11 protein-coding genes are annotated in these 11,439 nt (G+C 74.7%); 7 read left to right on the forward strand and 4 right to left on the reverse strand.

Going from position 1 to position 11,439, the window contains the following annotated elements:
* Positions 1 to 219 precede the first annotated feature (219 nt).
* Positions 220 to 3,438, forward strand: coding sequence for a tetratricopeptide repeat protein (locus AB0469_RS06760; RefSeq protein WP_366450272.1), 3,219 nt, complete (start codon positions 220 to 222; stop codon positions 3,436 to 3,438).
* Between the two features lie 231 nt (positions 3,439 to 3,669).
* On the opposite strand, the gene AB0469_RS06765 is transcribed toward AB0469_RS06760, so the two are convergent.
* Both AB0469_RS06765 and mca read right to left on the reverse strand, forming a co-directional pair.
* Positions 3,670 to 3,903 carry a hypothetical protein gene (locus AB0469_RS06765; RefSeq protein ID WP_366450273.1) on the reverse strand — a complete coding sequence of 78 codons (234 nt, stop codon included), beginning with the start codon at positions 3,901 to 3,903 and terminating at the stop codon, positions 3,670 to 3,672.
* Between the two features lie 2 nt (positions 3,904 to 3,905).
* Positions 3,906 to 4,787: a mycothiol conjugate amidase Mca gene (mca, locus tag AB0469_RS06770; protein WP_366450274.1), complete on the reverse strand. Its 882-nt coding sequence runs from the start codon at positions 4,785 to 4,787 to the stop codon at positions 3,906 to 3,908.
* Between the two features lie 106 nt (positions 4,788 to 4,893).
* Between mca and AB0469_RS06775 the strand changes: the two genes are divergently transcribed.
* Together AB0469_RS06775 and greA are read left to right on the forward strand one after the other, a co-directional pair.
* Positions 4,894 to 5,307 carry a DUF4307 domain-containing protein gene (locus tag AB0469_RS06775; protein ID WP_366450275.1) on the forward strand — a complete coding sequence of 138 codons (414 nt, stop codon included), beginning with the start codon at positions 4,894 to 4,896 and terminating at the stop codon, positions 5,305 to 5,307.
* 252 nt (positions 5,308 to 5,559) lie between these two features.
* Positions 5,560 to 6,060, forward strand: coding sequence for a transcription elongation factor GreA (greA, locus tag AB0469_RS06780; protein WP_042818091.1), 501 nt, complete (start codon positions 5,560 to 5,562; stop codon positions 6,058 to 6,060).
* A 65-nt stretch (positions 6,061 to 6,125) separates the two neighbouring features.
* Here the strand turns inward: greA and ilvA are convergent, their stop codons facing one another.
* A complete protein-coding gene (ilvA, locus tag AB0469_RS06785; protein WP_366450276.1) occupies positions 6,126 to 7,355 on the reverse strand; it encodes a threonine ammonia-lyase in 1,230 nt (409 codons plus the stop codon).
* Positions 7,356 to 7,593: 238 nt separating this feature from the next.
* Between ilvA and AB0469_RS06790 the strand changes: the two genes are divergently transcribed.
* From AB0469_RS06790 to AB0469_RS06800, 3 genes are all read left to right on the forward strand, one after another.
* Positions 7,594 to 8,115 (forward strand): MarR family transcriptional regulator, encoded by a 522-nt coding sequence (locus AB0469_RS06790; RefSeq protein ID WP_366450277.1) that lies wholly within the window; start codon positions 7,594 to 7,596, stop codon positions 8,113 to 8,115.
* A gap of 72 nt (positions 8,116 to 8,187) precedes the next feature.
* Entirely contained in the window at positions 8,188 to 8,643 is a 456-nt protein-coding gene (locus tag AB0469_RS06795; protein ID WP_366450278.1) for a sigma factor-like helix-turn-helix DNA-binding protein, read from the forward strand.
* On the forward strand, positions 8,640 to 8,891 hold the full coding sequence (locus tag AB0469_RS06800) for a hypothetical protein (protein WP_366450279.1): 252 nt from the start codon (positions 8,640 to 8,642) through the stop codon (positions 8,889 to 8,891). Before AB0469_RS06795 ends, AB0469_RS06800 begins: the two co-directional genes overlap by 4 nt.
* Positions 8,892 to 8,916: 25 nt before the next feature.
* On the opposite strand, the gene AB0469_RS06805 is transcribed toward AB0469_RS06800, so the two are convergent.
* Entirely contained in the window at positions 8,917 to 10,074 is a 1,158-nt protein-coding gene (locus AB0469_RS06805; protein ID WP_366450280.1) for a cystathionine gamma-synthase, read from the reverse strand.
* 141 nt (positions 10,075 to 10,215) lie between these two features.
* Here AB0469_RS06805 and AB0469_RS06810 point away from each other — a divergent pair, with 141 nt between their 5' ends.
* Complete coding sequence (locus tag AB0469_RS06810; RefSeq protein WP_366450281.1) at positions 10,216 to 11,325, forward strand: hypothetical protein; 1,110 nt, start codon at positions 10,216 to 10,218, stop codon at positions 11,323 to 11,325.
* The last annotated feature ends 114 nt before the right edge of the window (positions 11,326 to 11,439 follow it).

The raw sequence follows: 11,439 nt of genomic DNA on the forward strand, positions 1-11,439 counted from the left end.
GCCCCACGGCCCGCCGTCCGCACCGGCGGCGTACGGTGACGCGCGGGCAGCGGCCTGCGGGCGGCGACGGGCCCGCACCCCGGGCAGGGCATGCATATATGCGCGGTGTTGGTCGTTCTGGGCTCAACTCCCTCTGATCTAGCTCAGATTGCCTCGCGCTGCGGGGCGTACCGCAGGACACTTGGCGCACGTTTGCGGAGCTCTGCGAGGAGGATGCCGATGCGGGACAGCCATCGTGTCGAGGCCGAGCGCGTGCTGGGCCGGGCCGTCGGGGAGGAGGTCCGGCGGGCGGGGGGCGGGGTGGATGCGCAGGTGCTGCTCGCGCGGGGGCGGGAGGCGCTCGACGGGCTGGCCGGGGTGGCGGAGGAGGAGTACGCCGCGTACGTGGCCGCCCTGGACGAGGCCGCCGCCGGGGAGCAGTCGCTCGGCGAGGCCTTCCGGCGGACCGGCAGCGGGACCGCCCTGCTGGTGACGGCCGTCGCCGCGGCGGCCGCCGCCGGGGCGGACATGGCCTTCGGGGTGGACGCCGGTACGGCGCTCAGCGCGGGCATCGTCGTGGGCGCGGCGGGGGCCGCGACCGCGGTGGCCCGGGCGGCGGCGGTGCACGTGCCGGCGGCGAACCGGCGGGCCGGGGCCGCGGGGCGCCCGGGCGGACCGGAGCAGTTGAGGCTGAAGTGGCTGACGGCGCTGGAGGTGCGCGGGATCCGGCCCTTCCTGGAGCAGGAGCGGGCCGTGGCGGCGGCGACCACTGCGGCCGCCGCCACCGTGGTGCGGGGTCCCGTGCGCGGCGAGGTCCAGCCGGCCGTGCCGCCGCAGCTGCGCGGTACGGACCGGAGTGCGCAGGCGCGGCGGCGGCGCATGCTGGAGCAGTCGTTCGGGCAGCTGCCGGACACCGACGCCCTGTTCACCGGGCGGCGGGCGGAGCTGGAGCGGATCGCGCAGTGGGTGCGGACGGCGAGGGCCAGTACCGAGACCCGGCCGGTGGTGGTCGTGCTGCACGGCGAGCCGGGGGTGGGGCGCACGGCGCTGGCGCTGCGGGCGGCGCACGGTCTGCGGGACCAGTTCCGGGGGGCCTGCGTGGTGGACCTGCGCGGCGGGGCCCCGGCCGCGGGCGAGGCCCCGCTGTCGACGCGGGAGGCGCTGCTGCACCTGCTGAACCGGCTCGGGGCCCCGCGCGAGCAGCTGCTGTTCCGGGAGGGGGCTTCGGCCGAGCAGCAGGTGCGCCGGCTCGGGGAGCTGTACCACCAGCACCTCCAGGGGCTGCCGGTGACGGTGGTGCTGGACGACGCGGTGGATCCGGAGCAGGTGCGGGCACTGGTGCCGGAGCGCTCCGAGAGCCTGGTGCTCGTCACGGCGCGGGAGCCGCTGGAGCTGCCCGCGGACCTGGGGGCGTGGGTGCACCAGCTGCCGGTGGTGCGTCTGGCGGAGCCGGAGGCGGCCGAGGTGCTGCGGGCCGGGGCGCGGGCGGCGGGCGAGGCGGCGCCGGGGCCGGCGGCGGAGGCGGGGCTGCTGGAGCTGGCGGCGGGGCTGCCGCTGGCGCTGCGGGTGCTGGCCCCGCTGGGGTCGGCGCGGGCCTCGGACGGGGGCGGCGGCGGTGCGCTGGAGCAGGCGCTGGAGCTGGCCTACGTACGTCTGCCCGAGGAGCGGCGGCGGCTGCTGCGCCGGCTGACGCTGGCCGGGTGGGCCTCGCTGGGCGCGGCCGCGGCGGCGGCGCTGGCGGACGCGGAGCGGGTGGAGGCCGGGCGGCTGCTGGGCGAGCTGGCGCGGGCGGGTCTGCTGGACCTCGTCCGGGGGGAGCGGTACCGGATGCACGACGCGGTGCGCGCGTACGCGGCGGCGCGGCTGGCGGCGGACGAGGACCGGGTGGAGGCGGCGGCCGCGCACGAGCGGCTGATCCGGGACTACGCGCGGCTGGCGGACTCGGTGATCCGGATGGTCGACGGGAAGATGTCGACCCGGGCGAACCGGTTCGGGGGGCACGGGTTCGCCTCGCTGGACGCGGCGCTGCGCTGGCTGGACGAGGAGTCGAGCTTCATCACGGCGGCGCTGCGGCAGTCGGAGGGGGTGGACCAGCAGGCGGTGCTGGACCTGCTGGGGGCGCTGTGCGACTTCTGCCTGCTGCGCGGGGACCTGTACCGGCTGGGTGAGATCAACGAGCTGACGCGGGCGGTGGACCAGGGGCGGCTGAACCGTTCGGTGCAGTGGCGTACGGGTATCGCGGCGCGCCAGCTGGGCGAGCTGGACAAGTCGCGGACGACGCTGACCTCGCTGGTGGACCAGTACAAGGAGGCCCGGCAGGAGGCGGGTGCGGCGATGGCGCTGCTGTCGCTGGGCATCACCCTGCACCACCAGGGCAATCTGCCGGAGGCGGCGGCGCGGATCCGGGAGGCGCTGGTGCTCCAGGAGCCGGAGGAGCTGGCGGGCGACCGGGCGTGGTCGCTGCACGCGCTGGGGGCGGTCGAGCGGGACCGGGGGCGCCTGGCGGAGGCGGCGGCGCTGCTGGAGCGGTCGCTGGCGCTGCACCGGGAGAGCGAGAGCATGCACGGGGAGGCCTGGGCGCACTTCCAGCTGGGGCAGGTGCACCTGCGGGTGGGCGACGTGGCGCGGGCGGAGGAGGAGCTGCTGCTGGCGCTCGGCCTGTACGGGCGGACGCGCGACGACCGGGGTGAGGCGTGGGCGCTGACCCAGCTGGGCCGGGCCCGGGTGATCGCCGGGGACCCGGGGACGGCGCTGGAGCGGCTGCGGGACGCGCTGGCCCGGCACCGGCTGGCGGAGGACGCGCGGGGCGAGGCGTGGACGCTGTACTACCTGGGGCAGGCGCTGGAGGAGGACGGCGGGCTGGACCGGGCGGTGCGGGAGCTGGAGCGGGCCCGGACGATGTTCTCGCGGATGCGGGACGTGTACGGGCTGGCGCACGCCCGCTACCACTCGGGGCGGGTGACGCGCGACCTGCGGGCGGCGCAGACGGGCAACCTGCGCAACTCCGGGTTCGCGCGGCAGCTGCTGGTGGACGCGCGGGCCGACTTCCGGCGGATCGGGCTGGCCCACGGGGAGGGCTGGACCTGCCTGGAGCTGGCGGTGGTGGACGCGGGGAACGGGCGGGTGCCGCAGGCCCTGGCGCTGTGCGAGGAGGCGGCGGGGCTGTTCGGCTCGTACGGGGACCGGCGCGGGGAGGACTGGGCGCGCTTCCTGCGCTGCACGCTGTTGCCGTACGCGGCGCCGGGGGCGGAGGGGGCCCGGGCGGAGCTCGCCCGGCTGGCGCGGGGCGGGGCGGAGCTGCGGGGGGAGCGGCTGGAGGAGTGCGTGGAGGCGTACGGGGCGGTCCTGGCGCGGGGCGTGGATCCGGCGGAGGGCTGGCAGGCCTGGCGCCTGGGCCTGGTACCGGACCTGCGCACACGGGAGGTCATGGGGGTGGCGCTGCCGGCGCCGTCGGCCTGAACCCCGGCCCGGCGGGCGGTCCGCCCCCGGGCCCCCGGGTGGCGAGCCGGCCTCACGGCGGGCACCACCCGCGGACACGGACGCTGCCGTCCGACGCGGGCACCGCCCACCGACACGGGCAGCGCTCACCGGTGTGAGCGCCGCTCTGTCGGCGCTCCCGCGCCCCGGGACGCGGGAGCGCCCCGGCCCGCCGGGGGCCGGCGGGGCGGGGTGTCCGCCCGTCGGGCGGGGTCAGGCCTTGGAGCCCTCGGCGGTCGCGGCCGGGGTCGCGGCGGCGGGCTCCGGGGCCTCCTCGAAGTCCACCCGGTTCATGTGCTTGCTCATCGACTTCATCAGGCCCCACACGCCGAGGGCGAGGGCGGCGAACACGATGAACCCGAGGAGGCCCGGGGTCACCTTGTTCTTGTCGAAGGTGTCGGCGGCCAGTGGAACGAGCTGGGTGACTGCTGCCTGCATAGCGCTCATGGCTACGCATTCTCCCGGATGCCCGCGAAGAGGTCGGACTCGGGGAGGGAAGTGTCGACGAGCGACTTCGCCAGCTCGTACTCCTCCGTGGGCCAGACCTCCTTCTGGATCTCCATCGGGACGCGGAACCAGCCGCCGTCCGGGTCGATCTGCGTGGCGTGCGCGATGAGGGCCTTGTCGCGGATCTCGAAGAAGTCCGAGCAGGGGACGTGCGTGGTCAGGGTCCGCTCCTTGCGCTCGAACTCCTTCCACCGCTCCAGCCACTCGCCGTACGGGGACTCCAGGCCGCGCGCGAGGAGCGCCTCGTGCAGGGCGATGGTGCGCGGCTTGTTGAAGCCCTGGTTGTAGTAGAGCTTCTGCGGCTGGTGGGCGGCGCCGTACTCGGCCTCGGGGAACTTGTCGGTGTCGGCCGCGCCGTCGAAGGCCACCATCGTGATCTTGTGCGTCATGATGTGGTCGGGGTGCGGGTAGCCGCCGTTCTCGTCGTACGTGGTGATGACCTGCGGCTTGAAGGCGCGGATCTTCTTCACCAGCTCGCCGGCGGCCTCCTCGACGTCCGCGAGGGCGAAGCAGCCCTCGGGCAGCGGCGGCAGCGGGTCGCCCTCGGGCAGGCCGGAGTCGACGTAGCCGAGCCATTCCTGCTCGACGCCGAGGATCTCGCGCGCCTCGTCCATCTCCTTGGCGCGGACCTCGTGGATGTTCTCCTCGATGTACTTGTCCCCCTGGAGCTTGGGGTTCAGTACGGAGCCGCGCTCACCGCCGGTGCAGGTCACCACCAGTACGGGCACGCCTTCGGACACGTACTTGGCCATCGTGGCCGCGCCCTTGCTCGACTCGTCGTCGGGGTGGGCGTGCACGGCCATCAGTCGAAGCTGCTCGGTCAAGACAGGATCCTCTGTGATTCGGCGCGACGGTCAACCTCTATATTGACCGAATCGGGGGACGGAAAATTCCTGGGTGCCTCACCCTCCCCAGCGAGAGGAATCGATCATGAGCGCGGTGCGCGAAGGGCTCCCGGAAGGCCGTTACGGCCGGTCTGCGGACGAGCGTGCGGACCGGAAGCTCAAGATCGTCGGGTCGGTGCTCGGGGTCGGCCTGCTGGCCCTCGTCGGATGGATCGGCTGGGACTACGTCGGCGGGCAGAGCGTCAGCGCCGAGGTCATCAAGTTCCAGATCGTCTCCGACACCGAGGTGAAGGTGCACCTGGAGGTCCGCAAGGACGCCTCCGTCACCGGCGTCTGCACCCTCGACTCCCAGGACGCGGACCACAGCGAGGTCGGCCGGGCGGACTTCACCTTCCCGCAGAAGGAGAAGCGCATCGACGAGGTGGTCACCCTGAAGACCACGGCCCGCGCCACCATGGTCGAGCTGGTCGGCTGCCAGGCCTCGGGCACCGCCCGCTGAGGCCCGCCGCGGCGCCCGCCGGCCGGGTGCCGGTGCGCCGCCCGCCGGCCCGGTGCGCCGCCCGGGGGGCCGACACGCCGCAGCCGTTTCCGACACCGCGCGACCGTCCGGACACGCAACGCGACCGTCCGGGGGTGCGATGACACACTTCATACACATCGTGTCCTCCCCCTTTTCTTCCCGAATTGTTAGGCTCGTGGTTTCGCCCGCCGCTGGCGGCTATGTAGTCCCCTGTACCGACGAGGAGCACCCGTGACCCAGACGAGCGAGAGCGTCACCTGGCTGACCCAGGCGGCGTACGACCAGCTGAAGGCCGAGCTGGACTACCTCTCTGGTCCCGCACGCACGGAGATCGCCATGAAGATCGCGGCTGCCCGCGAGGAGGGCGACCTGCGTGAGAACGGCGGCTACCACGCGGCCAAGGAGGAGCAGGGCAAGCAGGAGCTCCGCGTCCGCCAGCTCACCCAGCTCCTGGAGAACGCGAAGGTCGGCACCGCCCCCACCTCCGCCGAGGGCGAGGTGGCCCCGGGCATGCTCGTGACCATCGCGTTCGACGGAGACGAGGACGACACGCTGGAGTTCCTGCTGGCCTCCCGCGAGTACGCCTCCGACGACTTCGAGACCTACTCCCCCCAGTCCCCGCTGGGCGCGGGCGTGCTGGGCAAGCAGGTCGGCGAGGACGCCCAGTACGAGCTGCCGAACGGCAAGAAGGCCACGGTCAAGGTCATGGCGGTCAAGCCCTTCAACGGCTGACCGTCCCCTTCACCGGAACGTACCGCGGGGCCCCGCCGGACCAGGTCCGGCGGGGCCCCGCGCGTTCAGCCCATCACCCGGTAGCCGGCGGCGTGCAGGGTGCGGGCGACCTCCTTGCAGTGCTCGGGCCCCTTCGTCTCCAGGTGCAGCTCCACCTCCACCTCGGTGAGCCCCAGGCGCGGGTCGGTCCGTACGTGGCTGACGTCCAGCACGTTGGCGTCCACCGTCGACAGCACCCCCAGCAGCCCCGCCAGGGCCCCCGGGGCGTCCGCCACCCGCAGCCGCAGCGACAGGTAGCGGCCCGCCGCCGCCATGCCGTGCCGCAGGATCCGCTGGAGCAGCAGCGGGTCGACGTTGCCGCCGGACAGCACGGCCACCACCGGCCCGCCCCCGTACAGCCCGGGCTCGCTCAGCAGCGCGGCCACCGGGGCGCAGCCGGCCGGCTCGACGACGAGCTTGGCCCGCTCCAGGCACAGCAGCAGGGCGCTGGACAGGGCGTCCTCGGACACCGTCCGCACGTCGTCCAGCAGTTCCCCGATGATCGCGAAGGGGACGTCGCCGGGGCGGCCGACCTTGATGCCGTCGGCCATGGTGGCCGGGCGGTCGACGGACACCGGGTGGCCGACCTTCAGGGAGGGCGGGTAGGCGGCCGCGCCCGCCGCCTGCACGCCGATCACCTGCACGTCCGGGCGCAGCGCCTTGATCGCCACCGCGATGCCCGCGGCGAGCCCGCCGCCGCCGACCCCGACGAGGATCGTGCGCACCTCGGGGCACTGCTCCAGGATCTCCAGGCCGACGGTGCCCTGGCCGGCGATGATGTCGCGGTGGTCGAAGGGGTGGATGAACACCGCTCCGGTGCGGTCCGCGTACTCCTGGGCGGCGGCCAGGGTCTCGTCGACGACCTGCCCCTCCAGCCGGACCTCGGCCCCGTACTCCTGGGTGGCGGCCACCTTGGGCAGCGGGGCGCCGACCGGCATGAACACGGTGGAACGGACGCCGAGCAGCGAGGAGGCCAGGGCCACGCCCTGGGCGTGGTTTCCGGCGCTGGCGGCGACGACCCCGGCGGCGCGCTGTTCGGGGCGCAGGCCCGCGATGCGCACGTACGCGCCGCGCAGCTTGAAGGAGCCGGTGCGCTGGAGGTTCTCGCACTTGAGGTGGACGGGGGCGCCCACGAGGGCCGAGAGGTGCCGGCTGCCCTCCATCGGGGTCACCCGGGACACCCCGGACAGCATCTTCTGTGCCCCCCGGACGTCGTCGAGGATGACCTGGGGGACGGGCTGCACGCGGTAGTTCATGCGGCCAGTCTCGCAGCCTGCGGGGGCTCCGGCTCAGGGATGGACGGGGCGTCCGGGGCGTCTCGAGGGGGCCGCCGGGCGGGCCCGGGGCGGGGGGCGAAATCCCGCCATGCGGAAGGGGCGGGAGGCGGTCGCGCGGATGGGGCGTATCAGTTGTCAAACGCGGCGTACGAGCCGCCGCAGGGCCGCGTACTCTGTCCCCCATCCTTGTCGGCCCCACGCGAAGAGAGCCACGGCCATGCCCTCCATCCCGGCCAGTTCCGACCTGCCCACGGCGGCCGAAGCGCCCGCCGGATCCGGACTCCTGGACGCGCTCCAGCACCAGGTGGCCGTCTTCGCGCGCAGGGCCGAGCAGACCCGCCTCGGCGGGGTCGGCCAGGCCCGCAATTCCATGGACCGCGCCGCGTACCTGCTGCTGAACCGGCTCGACCTCGAAGGCCCGATGGGCGTCAAGGCGCTCGCGGGCGGCATGGGGATCGACTCCTCGACCGTCACCCGGCAGGTGGCGCCGCTGGTCGACGGCGGGCTGGTCAAGCGCACCTCACACCCCGAGGACGGCCGGGCGGTGGTCCTCGCACTGTCCCCGCGCGGGCTGGCGCGGCTGGAGGAGGTCCGCTCCTCGCGGCGCGAGCTGATGGCCCGGGTGACCGAGGGCTGGGCGGAGGAGGAGCGCGAGGTGTTCACGACGCTGCTGACCCGCTTCAACGGCTCGCTGTCGGAGCTGATGTCCGCCGCCTCCGAGGGCGGCCCCGCCTCCTGACGCGGCGCGCACCGCACGCCGGGATCCGGCCGTGTCCCACCCCTTGACCGGGGTGGTGCCGCAGGCCCCACCATGTGTGCTGTGGACCGGCGTTCGGGGCGCGACCCGGAATTCGAGGCCTTCGTCGCGGGCGCGGCGGGGCGGCTGCTGCACGTGGCGGTGCTGCTGACGGCCGAGCCCCCGGCCCGGGCGTTCGCCGCGCACCGCATCCTCGCCGGCGCGCTGGCCCGTACGTACGCGCACTGGGAGCGGCTGCGCGGGGACGACCCGTACGACCACACCCGCCAGGAGGTCTGCGCGGCGTACGCGCGCACCGCGCGGCGGCTGCCGGCCGGGAGCGGGGTCCTCGCGCCGCTGAGTCCGCCGCAGCGGCTGGTGCTGGTGATGCGGGTCTACGAGGGCGTCGCCGAGGAGGTCACGGCCGCGCAGCTGGGGCTGGCGCCGGAGCGGGTCGAGGCCCTGCGCAACCGGGCGGTGGCGGTCCTGCGCGAGGCGGTGCGGCCCGCGGCGGAGCCGGGGGCGGCATGAGCGCCTTCGACCGTAAGGAAGCACAGGTCAGGCAGCTGCTGGAGGGGCCGCACCCGGTGGTGCCGGCCGGTCTGGCGGCGGCCGCCGCCGCACGCGGAAGGCGGCTGCTGCGGCGGCGCCGCGCCCTGCGCCGGTTCGGCTGGGCGGTCCTGTGGGCGGCGGCGGTCGCCTTCGCGGTGTGGGCGGCGCTGACGCACCCGTGGGTGACGCCGCCCAGCCACGTCTCGCCGCCCCTGGAGGGCTGGTAGCCCTTCCGGGGGCGGCGGGTGCGGCCTAGCCCAGGGCCTGGGTGAGGTCCGCGATGAGGTCGTCGGCGTTCTCGATGCCGACGGACAGGCGGATCAGGTCCGCGGGGACCTCCAGGGCCGAGCCGGCCACCGAGGCGTGGGTCATGCGGCCCGGGTGCTCGATGAGGGACTCGACGCCGCCGAGGGACTCGGCCAGGGTGAAGATCCGGGTGCGGCCGCAGATCGCGACGGCCTCCTCCTCGCCGCCGGCGACCTGGAAGGAGACCATGCCGCCGAAGTTGCGCATCTGCTTGGCGGCGACCTCGTGGCCCGGGTGCTCGGGCAGGCCCGGGTAGAGGACCTTGGTGACCTTCGGGTGGCGCTGGAGCACCTCCACGATCTTCGCGGCGTTCTCGGCGTGCCGGTCCATGCGCACGGCCAGGGTCTTGATGCCGCGCAGCACCACCCAGGAGTCGAACGGGCCGGCGACGGCGCCCATGGCGTTCTGGTGGTAGGCGAGCTCCTCGCCGAGCGCCTCGTCCGCGGTGACCAGGGCGCCGCCGACGACGTCGGAGTGGCCCCCCATGTACTTGGTCAGCGAGTGCACGACGACGTCGGCGCCGAGCGCGAGGGGCTGCTGGAGGTAGGGGGAGGCGAAGGTGTTGTCGACCACGAGCCGGGCGCCGGCCGTGCGGGCGATGTCCGCGACCACGGCGATGTCGGTGATGCCCAGCAGCGGGTTCGAGGGGGTCTCGACCCAAATGACCTTCGTCTTCGGGGTGATGGCCGCGCGCACGGACTCGGCGTCGGAGGTGTCGGCGACCGACCACTCCACGCCCCAGCGGGAGACGACCTTGGCGAAGAGGCGGAAGGTGCCGCCGTAGGCGTCGTTGGGGATGACCACGTGGTCGCCCGGGGAGAGCAGCGTGCGCAGCAGGCAGTCCTCGGCGGCGAGCCCGGACGCGAAGGCGAGGCCGCGCCGGCCGCCCTCGAGCGCGGCGAGGTTCTCCTCCAGCGCGGTGCGGGTGGGGTTGCCGCTGCGGCTGTACTCGTAGCCGCCGCGCAGACCGCCCACGCCGTCCTGCTTGTAGGTGGACACCTGGTAGATCGGGGGGACGACCGCACCGGTCTGCGGGTCCGCCGTGTTGCCCGCGTGGATCGCGCGGGTCTCGAAGCTCTGGTGCTCGTGGCTGTCGTCGCTCATGGGGCAGATGCTATGCCCCGCGCGCGCATCGTTCCTCTCCTGGCCTGACCCCGCCGTGACACGCCGCTGACCTGGCCGGGGAGGCGGCGGGGGGCCGGGGGCATTCGCGTTTGCCCGGCCGAGTCTGGTTCGCTTGGCGGCATGCAGATTATCTGGGTCCTGATGGGGCTGGCCCTGGCCGGCGTCATGGTCTTCTCGTTCGTCCGGGCCAGGCGCGGGGGCGGTGTCCGCCTGGTCGCGCCGGGCAGCCCCGACGCCGCCGACCCCGCGGACTACGGGTTCGTCCGCCAGGAGGAGCTGGACGTCCGGGTGCCCGGGCCCGACCAGGACCTGATGGACGCTCTGGGGAACGTCCAGCGCGGCGGCGGGTGGCAGGCGGCCTCCGCCCTCCTCGCCGGGACCCCGAAGGACGGAGAGCAGCGCTGGCAGCGGGTGCAGGCCTTCGGCGGGGCGGCGGCGCTGGAGCTCGTGGAGCGGCCGGGGGCCGGTGCGCCGTGGCTGAAGGCGTGGCGGCTGGAGGCGGAGAAGGACGCGGGCGGCGCCCAGGTGCACGCGGAGCTGCTGGTGCAGCAGGCGTGGCGGTCCTCGGGCGGCGTGGGCTCGCAGGACCACCGGATCATGCTGGAGGAGGCCCGGGAGGCCTGCCGCAAGGCGGCGCTGCTGGCGCCGGGCGACCCGGTGCCGTTCATCACGGAACTGGCCGTCGCGCGGGGGCTCGGCTACGCGGAGGCGGAGTTCGACGCCCTGTGGGCGAAGGTGATCGACGTGGCGCCCGCGCACATGGGGGCGCACCTGGCGGCCCTGCACTACTGGTGCGAGAAGTGGCACGGCTCGCGGGAGAAGGCCGCCGCCTTCGCGGAGGCGGCCGCGGCCCGAGCCCCGCGGGGCTCGCTGCTGGCGGCGCTGCCGCTGTTCTCGGTGTACGAGAACCTGCCCGACCAGCTCCTGGTGAACGACTTCGGTCGGACCGCGGTCGTCTCGCGGGCGGTGGAGGGCGCCCTGTACGCGGTGCACCAGGCGCGGGCGGACGACCCGATGCTGGTGCACGTACGGCACCTGCTGCTGTGGTTCCTGGTGCGGATGGAGCGCTGGGCGGAGGCGATGGAGCAGGTGCGGCACGTGGACGGCTACGTGGGCGCGCTGCCGTGGTCGGCCTGCGAGGACCCGGCGCACGCGTACGCGGTGGTCCGGGCGCTGGCGGTGGCGGGGTACGAGGCGAACGGCGGCTCCCCGGCGACGCTGCCGCACTGACCTGCGGAGGAAGCGGGGGGTACCGACGCGTACCCCCCGCTTCCCGCTGCCCGGCCCGGGACGTAAGGTGCGCGTAAACATCGCACCAAGCGCGTGTCAAAAGCCGCGCCATCC

Origin of the sequence: Streptomyces sp. NPDC093801 (assembly GCF_040701585.1) — a bacterium.
In the GTDB taxonomy this organism is placed as follows: domain Bacteria; phylum Actinomycetota; class Actinomycetes; order Streptomycetales; family Streptomycetaceae; genus Streptomyces.